General features: G+C 35.9%; 19 protein-coding genes. 9 read left to right on the forward strand and 10 right to left on the reverse strand.

Translation table 11 applies throughout. The features are described 5' to 3' along the window. Positions 1 to 57: 57 nt before the first annotated feature. The 5 genes from G551_RS0100635 (at position 58) to G551_RS0100655 (ending at position 7,791) form a co-directional block, all read left to right on the forward strand. Complete coding sequence (locus tag G551_RS0100635) at positions 58 to 489, forward strand: hypothetical protein (RefSeq protein ID WP_156876726.1); 432 nt, start codon at positions 58 to 60, stop codon at positions 487 to 489. Positions 490 to 667: 178 nt separating this feature from the next. Continuing rightward, complete coding sequence (locus G551_RS0100640; protein ID WP_027883748.1) at positions 668 to 1,747, forward strand: efflux RND transporter periplasmic adaptor subunit; 1,080 nt, start codon at positions 668 to 670, stop codon at positions 1,745 to 1,747. Positions 1,748 to 1,769: 22 nt separating this feature from the next. After that, positions 1,770 to 4,934 (forward strand): efflux RND transporter permease subunit, encoded by a 3,165-nt coding sequence (locus G551_RS0100645; protein ID WP_027883749.1) that lies wholly within the window; start codon positions 1,770 to 1,772, stop codon positions 4,932 to 4,934. Positions 4,935 to 4,986: 52 nt separating this feature from the next. Continuing rightward, positions 4,987 to 6,399: a TolC family protein gene (locus G551_RS0100650; RefSeq protein WP_229797292.1), complete on the forward strand. Its 1,413-nt coding sequence runs from the start codon at positions 4,987 to 4,989 to the stop codon at positions 6,397 to 6,399. Between the two features lie 177 nt (positions 6,400 to 6,576). After that, the gene (locus G551_RS0100655; protein ID WP_027883751.1) at positions 6,577 to 7,791 is read left to right on the forward strand and encodes an OprO/OprP family phosphate-selective porin; all 1,215 of its coding nucleotides are present in this window, start codon (positions 6,577 to 6,579) and stop codon (positions 7,789 to 7,791) included. 55 nt (positions 7,792 to 7,846) lie between these two features. Here the strand turns inward: G551_RS0100655 and G551_RS0100660 are convergent, their stop codons facing one another. Then, positions 7,847 to 8,599 (reverse strand): NUDIX hydrolase, encoded by a 753-nt coding sequence (locus G551_RS0100660; protein WP_027883752.1) that lies wholly within the window; start codon positions 8,597 to 8,599, stop codon positions 7,847 to 7,849. Between the two features lie 147 nt (positions 8,600 to 8,746). After that, positions 8,747 to 9,442, reverse strand: coding sequence for an NAD(P)H-dependent oxidoreductase (locus tag G551_RS0100665; protein WP_027883753.1), 696 nt, complete (start codon positions 9,440 to 9,442; stop codon positions 8,747 to 8,749). A 97-nt stretch (positions 9,443 to 9,539) separates the two neighbouring features. On the opposite strand from G551_RS0100665, the gene G551_RS0100670 reads away from it, so the two are divergent. Next, a complete protein-coding gene (locus tag G551_RS0100670; protein ID WP_027883754.1) occupies positions 9,540 to 9,899 on the forward strand; it encodes a winged helix-turn-helix transcriptional regulator in 360 nt (119 codons plus the stop codon). Here G551_RS0100670 and G551_RS0100675 read toward each other — a convergent pair whose 3' ends face one another. From G551_RS0100675 to G551_RS0100685, 3 genes are all read right to left on the reverse strand, one after another. Then, on the reverse strand, positions 9,900 to 10,457 hold the full coding sequence (locus G551_RS0100675) for a sugar O-acetyltransferase (protein WP_027883755.1): 558 nt from the start codon (positions 10,455 to 10,457) through the stop codon (positions 9,900 to 9,902). Between the two features lie 125 nt (positions 10,458 to 10,582). After that, on the reverse strand, positions 10,583 to 11,290 hold the full coding sequence (locus G551_RS0100680) for a DUF3307 domain-containing protein (RefSeq protein ID WP_036243034.1): 708 nt from the start codon (positions 11,288 to 11,290) through the stop codon (positions 10,583 to 10,585). Further along, entirely contained in the window at positions 11,287 to 11,901 is a 615-nt protein-coding gene (locus G551_RS0100685; RefSeq protein WP_027883757.1) for a hypothetical protein, read from the reverse strand. Before G551_RS0100685 ends, G551_RS0100680 begins: the two co-directional genes overlap by 4 nt. Before the next feature lie 244 nt (positions 11,902 to 12,145). Here G551_RS0100685 and G551_RS0100690 point away from each other — a divergent pair, with 244 nt between their 5' ends. Genes G551_RS0100690 through G551_RS0100700 form a run of 3 tightly spaced genes read left to right on the forward strand, consistent with a single transcriptional unit; the run spans position 12,146 to position 14,869 of the window. Continuing rightward, complete coding sequence (locus G551_RS0100690; protein ID WP_027883758.1) at positions 12,146 to 13,447, forward strand: cytochrome ubiquinol oxidase subunit I; 1,302 nt, start codon at positions 12,146 to 12,148, stop codon at positions 13,445 to 13,447. A gap of 1 nt (position 13,448) precedes the next feature. After that, positions 13,449 to 14,468, forward strand: a complete 1,020-nt coding sequence (locus G551_RS0100695) for a cytochrome d ubiquinol oxidase subunit II (protein ID WP_027883759.1) — start codon at positions 13,449 to 13,451, stop codon at positions 14,466 to 14,468. Beyond that, a complete protein-coding gene (locus G551_RS0100700) occupies positions 14,468 to 14,869 on the forward strand; it encodes a DUF423 domain-containing protein (protein WP_027883760.1) in 402 nt (133 codons plus the stop codon). The genes G551_RS0100695 and G551_RS0100700 overlap by 1 nt, the downstream gene beginning before the upstream one ends. A 141-nt stretch (positions 14,870 to 15,010) precedes the next feature. On the opposite strand, the gene G551_RS0100705 is transcribed toward G551_RS0100700, so the two are convergent. The 5 genes from G551_RS0100705 to G551_RS0100725 form a co-directional block, all read right to left on the reverse strand. Beyond that, entirely contained in the window at positions 15,011 to 15,400 is a 390-nt protein-coding gene (locus G551_RS0100705; protein ID WP_027883761.1) for a hypothetical protein, read from the reverse strand. A 73-nt stretch (positions 15,401 to 15,473) separates the two neighbouring features. Further along, positions 15,474 to 16,025, reverse strand: coding sequence for an acyl-CoA thioesterase (locus G551_RS0100710; protein ID WP_027883762.1), 552 nt, complete (start codon positions 16,023 to 16,025; stop codon positions 15,474 to 15,476). A gap of 334 nt (positions 16,026 to 16,359) precedes the next feature. Continuing rightward, positions 16,360 to 16,725 carry a hypothetical protein gene (locus tag G551_RS0100715; protein ID WP_027883763.1) on the reverse strand — a complete coding sequence of 122 codons (366 nt, stop codon included), beginning with the start codon at positions 16,723 to 16,725 and terminating at the stop codon, positions 16,360 to 16,362. Next, positions 16,722 to 18,047 (reverse strand): DNA recombination protein RmuC, encoded by a 1,326-nt coding sequence (gene rmuC / locus G551_RS0100720; protein WP_027883764.1) that lies wholly within the window; start codon positions 18,045 to 18,047, stop codon positions 16,722 to 16,724. Before rmuC ends, G551_RS0100715 begins: the two co-directional genes overlap by 4 nt. Positions 18,048 to 18,268: 221 nt before the next feature. After that, positions 18,269 to 19,051 carry an ABC transporter ATP-binding protein gene (locus tag G551_RS0100725; protein WP_027883765.1) on the reverse strand — a complete coding sequence of 261 codons (783 nt, stop codon included), beginning with the start codon at positions 19,049 to 19,051 and terminating at the stop codon, positions 18,269 to 18,271. Positions 19,052 to 19,098: the final 47 nt, after the last annotated feature.

The following is a 19,098-nucleotide window of genomic DNA, read 5'->3' on the forward strand; positions in this document are numbered from 1 at the left end:
TTTTATAGCACAAAAAGTTTGGTTATATAAAACCGCTGCTCTAATTTTGCATTCGTAATGAGAAAGACATTTTCAAAATATATATTGTCTTTAACTATTCTTTTATTAGGAGTAGCTAACCTCTATGCAAATACTTCAGCACTTTCTGTTAATTTATTTGATACTACTTTAAATGAATTAACGCAAGAAGCAAAAACGCAAACAGACGATGATCATCTAGCGTTTATTACTTCAAGCTCTTCAGACTCAGAAAAACATCGCAAAGAATATGAAGAGCGTGTTACCGAAGAAGAATTTGAAGAAGATATTTCTTCCTCAAAAAAAATTACAGATCAAGTACAGCATAAATTAGCTTCTTTATTGTATGCTTTTCTGCTTGATTATCATTTTTCAGAACAAAACCACGATTGCTTTTCTAGTCACGAGCAATTTTCCAATCTAACAAGTCATACCCCGTTATACATAAGACTTTGCGTATATAGGTTATGATTTTTTACTTTAAGTAAACCCGGCTTTTTCAGCTTATTTGGGTTTACCTTTTCTCAACTTTTAGACTGAAGTAATTAACGAACAAAACTCGATTGTTTAAAGATCGCAGTTTTCTTTCGTGATGATCTTCATTCTTATTCTCAATTTCCAATAACATTTTAAATTAAAGTAAATCATGATGAGGAGAATTCTCATGTTCATGAGCTTGTGTACCATTGTTTTAACAAGCTGTGAATCTAAAAAACACCACGAAGAGTTAGAATCGAAATACTTAGTGAGTAGCCCGATTAGAAAAGACACCTTAATTAGTAACGAATATGTGGCGCAGGTGCGTTCGATAAGAAATATAGAAATTCGAGCACAAGAGCGCGGTTATTTGCAAGATATTTATGTAGATGAAGGTGATTTTGTAAAGAAAGGGCAGTTAATGTTTAGAATCATGCCTAAACTTTACGAAGCAGAGCAGCAAAAAGCAAAAGCTGAAGCAGATTTTGCTAGAATAGAATATGAAAATACAAAAGTATTAGCCGATAGTAATGTAGTGGCCAAAAACGAATTAGCGATGGCAAAAGCACATTACGATAAAGCAAATGCAGAATTAGCCCTGGCAAATGTTCATTTAGAATTTACTACCATTCGTGCACCGTTTGATGGTATTGTAGACCGTTTACACCTAAAGTTGGGAAGCTTAGTAGATGAAGGAGATTTGCTAACTACACTTTCAGATAATAGTGAAATGTGGGTGTATTACAATGTTCCTGAAGCTGAATACTTAGATTACAAGTCGAATAAAAATTCAGAAGAAAAGAAAGAGGTAGAATTATTAATGGCAAACAATAAAATCTATAACCAAAAAGGAGTTGTAGAAACTATTGAAGGTGAATTTAATAACGAAACCGGTAACATCGCTTTTAGAGCAAACTTCCCTAATCCGGACGGACTGTTGAGACACGGAGAAACCGGAAGTATTCTTACTAAAATTCCTTATAAAAACGCATTACTCATTCCGCAGAAAGCAACCTTCGAGGTATTGAGCAAGCATTATGCTTATGTGGTAAATGAAGAAGGTAAAATAGAAGCTAGAGAAATTAGTGTACAAGCTGAATTACCACATGTTTATCTAATTAGTGACGGTTTAACCGTAGATGATAAAATTCTACTCGAAGGAATTAGAAAAGTAAGAGATGGCGATCACATAAAGTTTGATTTTGAAGAGCCTGAAGAGGTGATCGCACATTTAGAATTATACGCAGAATAATTCAACTTAAAATTTAAAAATCATGTTTAAACGATTTATACACAGACCTGTATTTGCTATCGTTATTCCAATAATAATAGTTTTTATGGGGTCGCTGGCAATCAAACAATTGCCAATATCACAATTTCCGCAGATTGCTCCAACCACGGTAAATATTTTCGTGGCATATCCGGGAGCAAGTGCCGATGTTTTAGTAAAATCAACCCTAATTACCTTAGAGAACTCCATTAACGGAGTACAAGGAATGCGGTATATTGCTACCGATGCTACCAGTGCCGGTGAAGCTACGTTACGAGTAATTTTTGAACCGGGAACAGATCCTAACGATGCGGTCGTCCGAGTGAAAACCAGGGTCGATAAAGTAATGCCATTGCTCCCCGAGTTAGTTCAACGAGAAGGAGTTACCATTACGCCAATCCAACCGAGTATGTTAATGTACGTTAACCTCTATTCAAAAAGTAAAAGTATGGATGAAAAGTATCTATACAATTATGCCAATGTAAAAATGATCCCTGAAATTAACCGGATTAAAGGTATTGCTAAATCAAATATTTTAGGGAGTCGTAAATATGCGATGCGTGTTTGGTTAAACCCCGATAGAATGAGAGCTTACGAGGTTTCTGTAGATGAAGTGATGGAAGCTATGCAAAAGCAAAGTATTGTAGGACGCCCGGGACGTTTAGGTCGTAGTTCGGGTATCGAAGCACAATCTTTAGAATATGTTTTAACTTACAAAGGAAGGTATAACGAACCGGAGCAATACGAGAACATTATTATTCGAGCAAATGCCGATGGCGAGAGTTTACATTTAAAAGATATTGGTCGAGTAGAGTTGGGAAGCGAATTTTTCGATATTTACTCCAATTTAGATGGTCATCCTTCCGCAGCTATCGTTTTAAAACAAAGTTACGGTAGTAATGCAAGCGATGTGATCGATGAAGTAAAAGCCAAGTTAGAAGATATGCGAGAAGACTTCCCACCCGGGATGGATTATAAACTTAGCTACGACGTTTCTCAGTTTTTAGACGCTTCCATCGAACAAGTGGTGCATACGCTTCGAGATGCATTCTTTTTAGTGGCAATTGTAGTATTTATTTTCTTAGGCGATTGGCGATCCACCTTAATTCCTATTTTGGCGGTTCCGGTTTCTTTGATCGGAGCGTTTTTTGTGATTCAGTTTTTTGGTATTTCAATTAACTTGGTCACACTATTTGCTTTAGTGTTAGCCATTGGTATTGTGGTCGATGATGCGATTGTGGTGGTAGAAGCGGTTCACGCAAAATTCGAAGAGCATCCAGACATTTCCCCATATTTAGCAGTAAAACAAGTGCTAGGTGAAATTGGTGGAGCCATTATCGCAATTACCATGGTCATGGTTTCGGTGTTTTTGCCAATTTCATTTATGTCTGGACCGGTAGGAACGTTTTATAGACAGTTCTCGATCACAATGGCAAGTTCAATAGTAATTTCAGCCATAATTGCTTTAACCCTTACACCGGTACTGTGTGCAATGTTGCTGAAGAATAATCACGGAAAAGAGAAAAAACAAAACCTCTTGACCAAAGGCCTAGATAAGTTTAATAGTGGTTTCGATAAACTTACCGGTAAATACGTAAATGTGTTGAAGCGAATTGTGAGTAGAAGATGGCTTACTTTCGGAATTTTAATTGCCTTCTGCGCCGGTATTTATTTAGAAAGTCAAGTCTTGCCTTCAGGTTTCGTACCCAGTGAAGATCAAGGAACTATTTATGCGATTATTCAAACGCCACCGGGAGCAACTTTAGAACGTACCAACGAAGTTTCTAAAAAACTACAAGCCATCTGTGAAGAGGTTGAAGGTATCGAGTCGGTTTCTTCTTTGGCAGGTTACGAGATTATGACCGAAGGTCGTGGTTCTAATGCCGGTACGTGTTTAATAAACCTTAAAAAATGGTCAGATCGAGAACACACGGTAACCGAAATTATGGAAGAGCTCGAAGAAAAATCGAAAGATTTAGGAGCCATTATCGAGTTTTTCGAGCCGCCGGCAATTCCTGGGTTTGGTTCTTCAGGAGGTTTTTCAATGCGTTTGTTAGATGAAAATACCGAAACCGATTATCAGGATTTCGATAAGATCAATCAAGAATTTATGGAAGATCTTAGAAAGCGTCCCGAGCTTAAAGGTTTATTTACCTTCTTTGCTGCTAATTATCCGCAATACGAACTCGAATTTAATAACGAGTTAGCGATGCAGAAAGGAGTTTCAATCGGCGATGCGATGGAAAATCTGAATATTCTAATCGGGAGTACGTACGAACAAGGTTTTATTAAATTCAACCGTTTCTTTAAAGTTTATGTACAATCAGACCCTAAATTTAGACGATTACCTTCAGATGTACTGAATATGTATGTAAAAAATGAACACGGTGAAATGGTTCCTTATTCAGCATTTATGAAACTGAAAAAAATGCAAGGTCCTAACGAGATCACGCGTTTCAATATGTATAATTCAGCCTCTATTCGCGGTTTACCTGCTGAAGGTTATACCACGGCAGATGCGATACAGGCTATTCGAGAAGTAGCGGAAGAAACTTTACCTAAAAACTACGATATCGCTTGGGAAGGTCTTTCTTACGATGAAGCGCAACGTGGTAACGAATCGATCTATATTTTCTTGATCGTCTTGGTATTTGTTTATTTTGTTTTAGCCGCACAATACGAAAGTTTCATTATTCCGTTAACCGTTATTTTTTCTTTACCGGTCGGAGTATTCGGCTCGTTTATGCTACTCAAATTAATGGGCTTACAAAACGATATTTATGCTCAAATAGGCTTGATTATGTTAGTCGGTTTATTGGGTAAAAATGCGGTATTAATCGTCGAGTTTGCAGTGCTGAAACACAAAGAAGGCTTAAGCATTTTACAAGCAGCTATCGAAGGTGCAAAAGTACGTTTTCGACCAATTTTAATGACGTCTTTTGCTTTTATCGCAGGTTTAATTCCATTGATTGTTGCTACCGGAGCCGGAGCTGTTGGAAATAGAACTTTAGGAGCTTCAGCTTTAGGCGGAATGCTTTTCGGTACTGTTTTCGGGGTAATTATTGTTCCCGGTTTGTACTACATTTTTGGCAGTCTCGCCGAAGGAAAATCGCTAATTAAATTCGAAGAGGAAACTCCATTAACTGAAGATTTTGAGTATGATGAATAGATATAGAAAACAAAGAATAATAAACAGCTTCAGCATAAGTTTAGTACTACTTATGTTTACAGCTTGTGTTCCTTCATTAGTAAAGAAAACAGCAAATAAAGAAGTGCCTGCGAATTTTCATAATTCGCAGGATACACTTCCTGCTTTTGCGGGTACTCAAAAAGACACGATGAGTAGTGCGCAAATTAATTGGAAAGAGTTTTTTACCGATCCGTATTTAAATAATTTGATTGAAGTCGGACTAGAAAACAATCAAGAGCTAAACATTACTTTACAGGAAATACAAATTTCTCAGAATGAGGTACGCGCCAGAAAAGGAGAATATTTACCATATATAGGTTTACAAGCCGGCGGCGGAATCGAAAAAGCTGCTAAATATACACGTGATGGTGCTGTTGAAGAAAACTTGATTATTAGAGAAAATGAAGCATTTCCAGATCCGTTACCCGATTACCAAATAGGTGCTTACGCCACTTGGGAAGTCGATGTTTGGAATAAACTTCATAATGCGAAAAAAGCCAGTGTATTTCGATATTTATCTTCTGTAGAAGGGAAAAATTTTATGGTGACCCATCTAATTGCAGAAATAGCCAATTCTTATTATGAATTATTAGCACTAGATAACCAATTAGAAATTATTCATCAAAATATCAATATTCAGAGCAATGCGCTTCGCATCGTGAAATTGCAGAAACAAGCCGCGAGAGCTACAGAATTAGCTGTACAACGTTTTGAGGCTGAAGTTGCGAAAACAAAAAGCTTGCAATTTGATATTCAACAGCAAATTGTAGAAACAGAAAATAGAATTAACTTTTTGGTAGGGCGTTACCCGCAACCTATAGAGAGAAATTCTGCGGCTTTTACAGACTTGGTTCCTAAGCATATTCAAACCGGTATTCCTTCAGCAATGTTAGATAATCGTCCAGATATAAAACAGGCTGAATTAGACTTAAAAGCTGCCGAGTTAGATATAAAAGTAGCGAAAGCGAGATTTTATCCATCTTTAGGCATTTCAGCAAGCTTAGGTTATCAGGCTTTTAATGCGAAATACCTCTTAAAAACTCCGCAATCATTACTCTACAGTTTAGCAGGAGATATTACGGCGCCTTTAATCAACAGAAATGCCATAAAAGCAGATTACAATAGTGCGAATGCAATGCAAGTTCAAGCTGTATATAATTATGAACGTACCGTTTTAAATGCATATATCGAAGTTGCTAATAAGGTTTCTAGAATTAATAATCTCGAAAAAAGTTATGATCTTGTTGCGCATCAAGTAGAAGCTTTAACCAAGTCTATCGATATTTCTAATGGTTTATTTAGAAATGCACGTGCAGATTATATGGAGGTTTTGCTCACACAACGTGATGCTTTAGAATCTAAATTCGAATTAATAGAAACTAAAAAGAAACAGATGAATGCTTTAGTGAATATCTACCAAGCGCTTGGCGGCGGTTGGCAGTAACATTGAGTTTAATTTGTTGGGTTAATTGAGAGAAGCCACGCTGTGTAATGCAGTGTGGTTTTTTTATGGAAGATGAAAAATTTAAAGTTAAGTAAACGTTGGTAAATAGTTAATAAAAGGTAACTTAATTAGATTATATTTTTATTTTTGTAAGCCTAAAATAAATCATCAAAATTTATGAAAGGGCAATTTTCGGTACTATTTTTATTAGCATGTGTTTTGCTTTTATTTTCTCAAAAAAGTAGAGCACAGCAAGAAAAAGATTCTGTAATAGTAGAAGAAAATTGGAAAATCGATTACGGTTCTAAGGGTATTGAGCTTCGAGCGCCAGACAACAAATACCTTTTGCAAATACAGAGTAGACTTCAATTTAGATTTGCTACACCGAGTGATAATGATCCAGTTACCTTTAACGATTTTAATGGCCAACAAAATAGCGTATTCAAAATTAATAGATCTCGACTAAAAGTAGGAGGTCATGCTTACAAACCTTGGTTAAAATATTATTGGGAGTATGAATTAGGTCGATCTAATTTACTCGATTTTCGTGTGATGATCGAAAAATGGGAATGGTTAAACCTAAAATTAGGTCAATGGAAAGTAGAATTTTCAAGAGAAAGAAGAATAAGTAGTGGCGGTCAACAACTAGTAGATCGTTCAATTTTAAATAGAAACTTTACAGTAGATCGTCAACAAGGAGTTGAGTTATATGGTCGATTAAGAGATAAAGGCGCTTTAGATTTTAGTTATTGGGCTGGAGTTTTTACAGGAACCGGACGCGGAGCTCGTGATAACGACGATAAAAATTTAATGTACTTTGGAAGATTACAATGGAATTTTCTAGGTGAAGCCTTAGGCTTTAAAAGTGTAGATTTTGAAATACACCAAAAACCGGCTGCGATTATTGCGGTTGCCGGAGTTACCAATAGGAGTGCTTTTACGCGTTTTTCGAGCGCCGGAGGTGGTGTTCTTGCCGGTTTTGAAGAGCAACAACCAGGTCAATACCGTATGAACCAAGTAAACTTAGAAACAGCGTTGATGTATAAAGGCTTAAGTTGGCAATCAGAATTTCATACCAAAGAAATAGTAGATCATTTTAATAACAACCAAAAAAGTAATTTAACGGGGTATTATTTACAAGCCGGTTATTTAGCGCACCAATCGATTAATTGGTGGCCAGAACCTTTAGAGATGGCAGCAAGATTCGCTCATTACGACCCAAGTGAAGTGTCAGATTATAATTTAGATGAAGTTTCGCTGGCATTTAATTGGTTTTTTAAACAACACAAGAATAAACTCTCGATGGAAGTTTCAAACTTCGATTATGAAACTCCGCAAGCCAATGTCGAAAACGAATGGCGTTTTCGAGTACAATGGGATATTTCATTTTAAATAGTAAATAAATCTAAATAAGAGAGAAGAGGTTGAGGTAACAACCTCTTAATTATTACCAGCTTTCTTGCAATCCGTTTGCAAGAGCAGCTTTATATTTTTCTTCATCAAACTTATATAAGTCCGGTGCTTTATGAGCGCCACCTTTACGAGTTTCATTCAATTTTTCTAGAATTGCGTAACGCGTCATTTTTCGGTAAAAGTTACCACGGTTTAATTTTTTATCTAAAATAATTTCATAGAGTTTCTGTAACTCGGGCATGGTAAATTTTTCAGGAAGAAGATTATAACCCACCGGTTTATAATTTAAATCTCTTCGAAGTTGAAGTAGCGCCGCATTAAAAATATCTTCGTGATCCATCATAAATTCTGGTAGATCATTTATATCTTTCCATTCGCAAGCTTCAGAAAAAGTATCGACAACAGGATTAACGGTTGAATAATCTATTAGCGCATAATGAGCAATAGAAACATAACGTTGTTTATGCCAAAGATCGTCCGGAAAATCTTTGAAAAAAGCTTCAGATCTATTTCTTTTACCGAAAGTTTTAAATTGATTTAGGTAAATATCTTGTGCTCCTGTTCTATCTTTTAATATTCGATTAGCAGCTTCATTTAAATCTTCATCTTTATGAAGGTAACCACCGGGTAAACCCCATTCTTTACTACCATTTAGTTTAAGTAATAAAACTTTTAGACTTGCGTCGTGAAATCCAAAAACTACGCAATCTATAGAGATACTTGGTAAGAACTCTTTTTTTAGTTGGGGTGATAACTCTAATAATTGGTTATATAATTCTTTTTTCATATAATTCGCTTATTCTTCAAATGTATACATTCTTCTAAGTGAAATCAATAATAAAACATTTTTATATAATACAATGCGTAAAAAAGCCTTATCATTTCGATAAGGCTTTTTTTATTCTATTATTAAATTGAAAAATGAAATCAGCAATTATTTTTTAGGATCGCTAATTGTTTTATCCATTGGTTCGGTTTCCAGATTTGCGGCATCATCGATGGTCATTTCTGTAATAAACTCTTCTTTAGGAGTACGTATTTTTTTCATATTTACCAGCCAATCGTTTTCATTTTCACGATAACCTAAAGGCAATAACAACGTACTTTTATAACCAGAACCTTTTAATTTTAAAAGCTCATCTAATTTTTCAGGTAGAAAACCTTCCATCGGAGTAGCATCAACTTTTTGCTCTGCAGCAGCAGCAATTGCCATCGAAAATGAAATATAACTTTGTTTAGAGGCGTGATGCGCGTGCCACTCTTCACTTAATTGAGAATACATTCCCCAAAGATTATTTTTATAATCATCCATGGTGCTGTGAGGCAAATCACGCTCATCCATCGTATAATTAAATACTTCGGTGATGCGCTCTTCGGTATATTTATCCCAAGCGGCAAAAACTAATAAATGCGAACAATCGATAATCTGGTTTTGGTTCCACGCTAGATCTTTGATCTTAGTTAATAGAGCTTCATCAGAAATCACGATAATTTTATAAGGCTGTAAACCCGATGAAGAAGGAGCTAAACGAGCCGCTTCTAAAATGTAATCTAATTTATCTTGCGGCACTTTTTTGCCGTTCATTTTTTTGGTAGCGTAACGCCACTGTAAATCATTAAGTAAACTCATATTTCAAAAAATTTTTTGACAAAGTTAAGGAGTACTGCTTTAGTTGAGTAACTTTGTGACAAAAAGTAATAGTGACATTCGGGTAACCACAATATTTATGGAGGTAGTAGAAAAAAAATCGGCATTAATCACTTGTTCAGAAAAAATTAGAGCCATACACGACACGATGGATGTGTTGAGCGGTAAATGGAAGGTTTCTATTATTGCTTGTTTATGCTACCAATCCATGCGTTATTCTGAAATTTTAAGAGAAGTTGAAGGAATATCGGGTAAAATGCTAAGTCGTGAATTAAAAGATCTAGAGATCAATAACCTCATTCACCGTAAAGTGTTAGACACGAAACCGGTAAGCGTGAGTTATGAAATTTCTGACTACGGAAGATCATTAAAACAACTTACCGATGTTATTGCCGATTGGGGAATAAACCACCGAAAAGAAATGATCAAAGAGTTTTAATTACCCTAATTCTTTAATCACTTTACACGGGTTTCCGGCGGCCATCACATTGGCGGGAATATTTTTTGTCACCACACTGCCGGCACCGATAACACTTTTATCTCCAATTTTTACACCGGGGCAAATGGTTACATTGCCACCAATCCAAACGTTTTTACCAATATGTATAGGTTTACCTTTTTCAATATGTGTGGCTCGCTTTTCTGCATTGGTAGGATGCACGGCGGTATAAATTTGCACATTCGGGCCAAACATGGTTTGTTCGCCAATTTCTATCACGGCTAGATCTAAAAGTGTACAATTAAAATTGAAAAATACGCCTTTACCTGTTCTAATATTATAACCATAATCACAATAAAACGGAGGTTGAATAAAAGTTGCTTTATGAGCATTAGGTAATAATTTTCGGGTAATTTCTTTTTGCTGCTGAAGATTTTCCGGCGGGTTATGATTGAGCTCGTGCAATAATTTTCTGGCAGCTAAACGTTCTTTACTTAATTCTTTATCTAGCGGATTAAAATATTCTCCTGCCAGCATTTTTTCTTTTTCTGTTTTCATTTGTTAGTTGAGGTTTTGCGTTAGGGGTTGAGGCTTTGTTGGAGCTCTTTTGAAATTCCTGCCTACGCAGGAATTTGAAAAAGCGACTGCCGAAAACCCGACCCGATAGGGGAACGCCCTAAATTTTAAAGATATGATAAACTATAATTACACAAAAGTGCCACGACAATGGCGAGCCCAAAACTGAGTAACGTACCAATGAGAATGTACTCAGTGAGCTTACGGTCTTTAGATTCGGTGAGGTCGCTAAACCTGAAAATTGACTTGGCGGCAATTAGAAAACCAACGCCCTCCCAATGCTGCGACGCAATAAAAACAAATACGAGTAAACGTTCTAAGATCCCGATGTATTTTCCGGCGTTTTCGAGCGATTCGTCTTTTTCGATCTCGGTATTGGGCTTGTAAATAGAAATTAAGGTTTTTATCATAATCGATGCCGGCATGGTCAAAAAGAAGGCTCCGGTAAGGTAACACAGCAAAATAGGCGAGAGGTTAAAATGAATATTCTCCCGCTCGATTAAAAAATACAATCCGAAAATTATACTGAAATGAAATAGCTGATCGAGAAAAAAAAGCAAACGTCGATTTTTTTCATTTTGAAAACTAAGCTTCCAAGCGTCGATGGTCAAATGAGTCACGGCAATAGTTAATGGAACGTACCAAAGTTTTAGATTCCATAGGAAAAGAAAATTCAGCAGTAAATGAATCCCGACGTGAAAGTAGAGTTTATTCGAAGCTAATTTTTTACTTTCTTTTTCTTTTACCCAAGAATAAGGTTGCAACAGAAAATCGCCCACCAAATGCGCTAAAATAAGTTGGAGTAATAGCATCATAATATCGACTTTATTTTCTGTTGAAAAATTTTGTTGAAATCGGTTAACTGACTTAATCCTGCACGTTTTTGGCGTTCACTTACCGTGTTTTGTTTGATGCCGATTAATTCTCCCAATTGTTGCTGATTCATTCCCGGATTTTCTAAACTCAATTTAACAATTTCAGCTGAATTTGGCGTCCAATGATCCATCGTTAAAAGCGCTAACTGAAAATATACATTCAGTTCTTCGTCGAGTTTTAAGTTTCCGGTATTGATGAGTAGATTGGTTTTTTCGCGTTTCAATTTTTCAAACACTTCGCCCGATCTAATAAAAGCACTTCCGTTAGCTTCAGAAATTGTTGCTGCGTCATAGCTTTTTTCACCCAAACCGATCGCCATTCTGGCATCGAGTTCTTTCATTGTTTTTAAAGCGGCTTTGATGTACACACATTGCCAAAAAACTTCTAGCGGCGATTTTATTTCTACTTGAAAGCTATCGCCTCTAAAAATTTCCCAATCTTTTTGCTCTTTACCCAAAACCTGAAGCGTCGCACGCATCTGTTCTAAGTAAGCTTCCGGTAAATTAACCGATTGCGAATTAATAATATCTCCTGTAATTACACTTGTCATATTTCAAATATCGTTTAAAAACACGATAAATACAAATATCGTTTTTAAAGACGATAATATAACTTATCGTTTATAAAGATGATAAATTCAAATATCGTCTAAGAAAGCGATAATTTAACCAGTGAATTTTCATAATTTTTATCTGAAATTAAAAAGTGTTAAACCTTAAAACTAGGTAACCAAAGTCACGCTATTTAAATTAGGATGAAGTAAATTTGTAGGAGAACTAAACTTCGCTTTTTCTATGGAAAATCTAGAGGCCGCAAGACTTCAAATGGCAATCACACTCATTTTCCACATTGTATTTGCCTGTATTGGGATGGTGATGCCTTTTTTTATGGTGATCTCGCACTATAAATGGTTAAAAACTCGAAAAGAAATTTACTTAAAACTTACCAAAGCTTGGCAACGTGGCGTAGCAATTTTCTTTGTTACCGGAGCGGTTTCCGGGACTGCACTTTCATTTGAATTAGGTTTACTCTGGCCGGAATTTATGAAACACGCCGGACCTATTATCGGGATGCCGTTCTCGTTAGAAGGAGCCGCCTTTTTTGTAGAAGCGATCGCACTTGGTTTTTATTTATACGGTTGGAAAAAGTTACCCGAAAAATTCCACTGGTTTACCGGAGTTATTATCGGTATTTCGGGAGTGATGTCGGGTATTTTGGTCGTTGCCGCTAATGGTTGGATGAATTCACCTTCAGGTTTTACCTATGAAAACGGAGTATTTTCAGATATCAACCCAATAGAAGCGATGTTGAATGGCGCTTGGTTTACGCAAGCTTTACATATGACGCTGGCAGCTTTTGTAGCGACCGGTTTTGCCGTTGCGGGAATTCATGCCTATCAAGTTTATAAAGGAAGAAATGTAGAATTACACAAAAAAGCATTCCGCATAGCCATTATTTTTGCCGCAGTTGCAGCATTGTTACAACCCATTAGCGGAGATATTTCAGCAAAAGATGTAGCAGAACGACAACCAGCAAAACTTGCTGCTTTAGAAGCACACTACGAAACAGAAAAAGGCGCTCCGCTTTATATCGGCGGAATTGTAGATGAAGAAAAGCAAGAAGTAACTCATAAAATTGAAATCCCAAAAGCACTTTCGTTTTTGGCTTTTGGCGATTTTGATGCGGAAGTAAAAGGTTTGAATGACTTTCCCGAAGATGAACAACCTCCGGTAGCGATCGTTCATTACGCTTTTCAAATTATGGTGGGCATCGGTACATTGTTAGCGATCGTTGGCTTGTTTTATCTTTTAAGTTTAAAGTGGAAAAAGTGGCAAAATCATCGTAAATTCTGGTTGCTATTTACCTTAATGGCGCCTTTGGGTTATATTGCTTTAGAAGCCGGTTGGATCGTTACAGAAGTTGGCCGCCAACCTTGGATCATTTATCAAGTAATGAAAACCAAAGATGCGGTCACGCCAATGCCGGGAATTTTCTATAGTTTAATTACCTATACCGGGATGTATATTGTACTTACCTGCGTAGTGAGTTGGCTATTGGCAAGACAAATTAAAGTATTGAACCAAAACGAAGCTTAGTATGTTAACCGTAGTTTTATTCTTTCTATTTTTCTCGTTGTTTCTCTATGTATTACTAGCAGGAGCAGATTTTGGCGGCGGAATTATCGAATTATTTTCTTCTCCTAAAAATCAAGAGAAAACCAAGCAAACCATTTATCGTGTGATGGGACCCATTTGGGAAGCCAATCACATTTGGATCATTATTTTAATCGTGATCTTATGGATAGGATTTCCGCAGTATTTCAACATTTTTGTAGTGTATTTACATATCCCGATTACCTTGATGTTATTGGGAATTACAATTCGTGGTCTAGCCTTTATTTTTAGACATTACGATGCCGTAAAAGGGCGTTCGCAAGGTTCTTATAATGCGTTATTTAAATTAGGAAGTATCTTGAGTCCGCTGTTTTTGGGAGTGATCTTTGGTGGTTTAGTAGGAGGGAACATTAATTTATTTTCTGAAAATCCTAACCTTAGTTTTAAAGAAATTTATATCGACGGTTGGTTCAATGTTTTTTCGGTATTGATCGGTGTTTTTTATATCGCGCTTTGTGCGTTTATCGCTTCTAATTTTTTAATTGGCGAGGCAGATGATGAAGATGAATTAAACTTATACCGAAAAAAAGCAAGTTACTCTACCATTATTTTAGTTTTCATAGGTTTAGTGATTTTAGCTTATGGTTATTTTAATGAGATTGATTTTGTGATCGATTTTATAGAAAACAAATATTCGATCGTTGCCGTTGCCATTTCCGGGATTGTATTAATTCCACTTTGGAAGATGATTAAATTAAAGCGAAAAGCTTGGGCAAGAATTTTAGCCGGAGTACAAGTTTTATTAATTGTTTCTGCGGCGATGTTAGCACATTTTCCTGATGTTATAATTACTTCAACACAAGAAATTAGTATTTTAGATGGTGTTGCTCCAGATAGTGTAATTCAAGTGTTAGGGATTGCATTACTTATTGGTGGCGCTATTATTTTACCGGGACTTTATCACTTAATGAAGTCTTTTCAACTTATCAAATTATTTAAATAATGATCAAAGAAATTACCCTAATTTCCGGAGCTGTTTTCGGGATTTTAGCCATTGTTTTAGGTGCTTTTGGCGCCCATGCTTTAAAAAAAACTTTTACTGAAGAGCAATTATCAAGTTTTGAAACCGGCGTAAAATACCAAATGTATCACGCCATTCTCCTGTTGGTGATCGGTTTAAATTTTCCCTTGGTAAATACGATCGAACATTTTATGGTATTTTTTGTGATCGCCGGAGTAATTCTCTTTTCGTTTAGTATTTACGGTTTATGTATTTCTTCCAGCAGAGGCAAGAAAATTAAAATTTTAGGTCCGATAACTCCACTCGGCGGACTTTCACTCATCATCGGTTGGATCTTGATGTTAGTCGTTTTCTTAGATTACGGATTTTATTTGGGTGCGTAAGGGATCGAAATGGCATCCTTTTTTTGCTTTGATAAATGGCAAAAAAAGATATAATGAAGAGCCCGACCTGTAAGGTTACGCCATAAAAAAAGCTCCGACTAAATTACTAATCGGAGCTTTTTTTATATAAAATCTTTAAACTTATCTACTCAATTCAAGTACCTGAACGCTTTCGTTCCCATCGGTCGATTTCCAAACCTGAGTTTTAGATTTGTCGCTCACGATGATCCAGGTTTTGTTTAACGCAGATTTATCATTCTTCTTAGCGCTTTTAATTACGATATAATCTTCGTGTAATTCGTAATTAAATTCAGACTTATCGGAATAATCATTCTGAAAAACATTGTAGTTAATATCCTTAGTTCCTTTTCCGTTTTTCTTAAAAGTGATGGTCCCGATATTTTGCGAAGTTGTATTTTGACCCTTATCGTTTATCACTTCATATTTATCAATATTCCAGGTGTTTACGATATTTGGCGAACAACTCGCTAAAGAAATAAAGGTGACTAAAAGTAAAAGTTTGCTTTTCATAATTAAATTTATTTTTAGACAAAAAAACAACTTTAATTGCTTGTAAACCCTTGATTTTGCAGAGATTTAACTTTTAATCGTTCAATTCTACCTGTACGCGATATTGCTGAAGATCGTTTTGAAATTCTGCAGACGAGAAATCGATATGATGAAATTCTTCATCACGTTTACGCTTTAGTTGCGTACGTTTCATACTTTTTAAAAAGCGAAGTACACTTTTACGACGTGATAAAATTAAGCCGGGAACCTTCATACTATTTCCGTTTTTATCTTTGGCAACCATCGTAATGTAAGACGAGTTACAGTGTTTACTTTCGCCGGTTTGTATATTTTCTGCTTCCACACGAATCCCGATCACCATCGAGCTGGTTCCCACATAATTTACCGAAGCCTTCATCGTCACCAACTCACCAATTTCGATAGGTCTTAAAAAATCGACGGTATCGACGCTGGCTGTTACGCAATATTGTCCGCTATGTTTCGAAGCACAAGCAAACGCGATTTGATCTAATAACGATAAAATATAACCTCCGTGAATTTTTCCGTTGAAATTAGAATGGGAGGGAAGCATCAATTCAGAAATGACCACTTCAGATTCAGAAACGTGTTTAAATTCTTTACTCATAATTAGTTTTAGTTGGTTTTTGGGCGCAACCCTAGCGGGTCGGGCTTTTCGCTATATCTTTTTTTGCCATTTACGAAAGCAAAAAAAGGATGCTGCTGCAATCCCTTGCGCAAGGTAAAAATAGAAGTTTGAAAGCTGAAATAAGAAAAATATAGATAGAAAATTAAAATCGTATGATCAAGATTTTATTGGTCGCACTGAGCTTATCGAAGTGAAAACTTAGCATTACGAACAAAATCTATAAAATTAGTTTTCCATTAAAAAAGACTCCAATTTTTCTATATTCTACAACCTACAACCTACAACCTACGACCTAAAATCTACAATCGACTCACTACCTCCTAAAATGTGGAGATTGCGAAAGTTCAACATCGGTCACAAAATACTTGGTATCTCCCCAAAAAATAAAAGTTCCAAAACGTTCGATGTAGGTAAGTTTTACGTATTCACCTTGATATTCTTTTAATTTTTCGATCACTTCATCATCTTGATCTAACACCGAAAAACTAAAAATCTGAGCACCGCTAATTCCTTGGCTTATCTGTCCTTCCCAGGTTTTTACCATCACACCACGATTACTAAATTTTATCAATTCTCCTGCGCGAGTACCTTGACTATAAGGCACAAAATATATAAATGCATAATAGGCGATGGCAAGCGCTGCAATACCTAATAAAACGTAAGCTAATATTTTTTTCATGAATCAATTTCGTTAATAGATTGGTCGATTAATTTCGGGTCTATTTGTTTACTGGCTTTGGCGCCAAGTTGTTTTAATTTTTCTACGCGTCTTACCAGATTTCCTTTTCCGGTAAGCTTTTTCATCGCTTTATCGTAACTGTTTTGAACGGTGCCAATTTGATTGCCCACTTTTTTAAATTCTTCTGTTAAATTCACAAACGAATCGTATAAAGCTCCGGCTTGGGTAGCAATTTCAATAGCATTTTGTTTCTGCTTTTCATTTTGCCACATACTATCGATGGTTTTTAAAACCGCCAATAAAGTAGTTGGCGTTACCAAAATAATATTTTTATCGAAAGCATCGCCGTAAAGTTGCGGATATTCGTTAGAAGCCACTGCAAATGCCGCTTCAATCGGAATAAATAACAACACAAAATCGGGACTTTCCATATCGTATAACTGATGGTAATTTTTCTTACTCAACTCTTCTACACGATTTTTAACCGCGATAAGATGATTTTTAAGATGAAGTGGTTTCTGCGTTTCTTCAGTTTCGTTTACATAACGTTCGTAAGCATTAAGTGAAACTTTTGAGTCGATAATCATTTTTTTATCGCCCGGAAGTTCAATAATTACATCGGGCATCACACGTTTTCCTTCTTCTGTTCTAAAATTTTGCTGAACAAAATACTCACTGTTTTTCTGTAAACCGCTTCGTTCTAACACGCGTTCTAAGACCATTTCACCCCAATTTCCCTGCATTTTGGTATCACCTTTTAAAGCTTTAGTGAGGTTGGTCGCTTCTTCGCTGATTTTTAGATTTTGCTCATTTAAAAATTGTAGCTGTTTACTTAATTCAGCATTGATCTTCACCGAATTCAAGCTGTTTTTTTCTACTTTTTCTTCAAAAACTTTAATTTTTTCCTGAAGCGGATTCAAAATATGCTGAATATTCTCTTTATTCTGATTCGAGAATTTTTCTGAATTCTGATCGAAAATTTTATGGGCTAAATTCTCAAACTCTTTCTGAAATTTTTCTTGCAACTGTTCAACTTCTTGTTTTTGCTCTTGGTTGCGTTGCTGAAGGTTGTCGAATTCTACATTTTTCCGCGTGAGTTCGTCTTTAAAAAAGTCTTTTTCATTCCGAAGCGAATCGCGTTCTGTTTTAACTTCTTGTAGGTTTTTTTCTGAAGTTTCCCACTGAAGTTGGTAACTCGAAACTTCACTTTCTAAGCTTTTTTGTAGTGATTGTTGCTTTAATTTTCCGAGACTTTTTCCAATAAAAATCCCTATGAAAAGCATCACTACTGCAATGATTCCAAAAATGATATATTCTGTCATAAAAGCCTTTTTTCAAATGTACATAAAATTACTTCAGCAAAGGTGAGATTTATTCTAACGAACTTATAGCTTGCTCCGTCATTCCGTGCTTGACAAGCAATTTCACATTATATTAAAGTACGAAAAAGATGATGTAATGCTGAAATCGAAGATTCAACGAAGTTAATCAACACTTCGACAAGCTCAGTGTGACATTTTGGAATAATTCAAAATTTAATTTCCTACAAAACCCTAAAACTTTTACTGGCAGCGTCAAATTCAACTAAATCTTTCGGGAAAAGTTCTTGGAGCAGATTGCTTTTAATTAATTCTTCCGGAGTTTTTTGAAAGATCTTTCCTTGATTCACCAAAATAATTTGATCACATAATTGTAACGCCAGATTAATTTCGTGCGTAGCAAATATAATCGCCTTTTCGGTTTTTCGGGTAAGTTTCTTCAAAAGTTGAAGCACAAAAATTTTATGATATAAATCTAAATGTGTGGTGGGTTCATCTAAAAAAATAAGGGGAGTTTCTTGCGCAATGGCTCTGGCTAGAAATACTTTTTGTAACTGTCCGTCGCTTAAACTCCCGCATTTACGTTGGGATTTATCGGTTATTTCTAATAATTCTAAAGCTTGTTGAACCGCTTTTCTATCTTCCGAAGATAATTGTCCTAACCAATTGGTATAAGGTTGTCTTCCTAGAGCAACTAATTCTTCGACCGAAAGATTTTGGGAGAAATGTGTTTCGGTAAGTACAATACTAATGAGTTCAGAAAGTTTTTGAACACTAATGTCTTTTAAACTTTTCTGCTGAATTAAAACTTTCCCTGAAAGCGGATCTAAATTGCCGGTCAAAGTTTTTAGAAGTGTCGATTTTCCTGAACCATTTATCCCGATAACGGCTACTAATTCCGCAGCATTTATTTCAACTGAAATTTCTTCAGCCACAATTTTATTGGCATAACCAATAGTGAGTTCTTGTGCTTGAAGAATAGGTTTTATTTCAGTTTTATTAGTCATATCATCATTTTAAAAAGTTCCTTTCCTTATTAAGGAAAGGTGCCAAA

Origin of the sequence: Mesonia mobilis DSM 19841 (genome assembly GCF_000423405.1) — a bacterium.
Classification (GTDB): domain Bacteria; phylum Bacteroidota; class Bacteroidia; order Flavobacteriales; family Flavobacteriaceae; genus Mesonia; species Mesonia mobilis.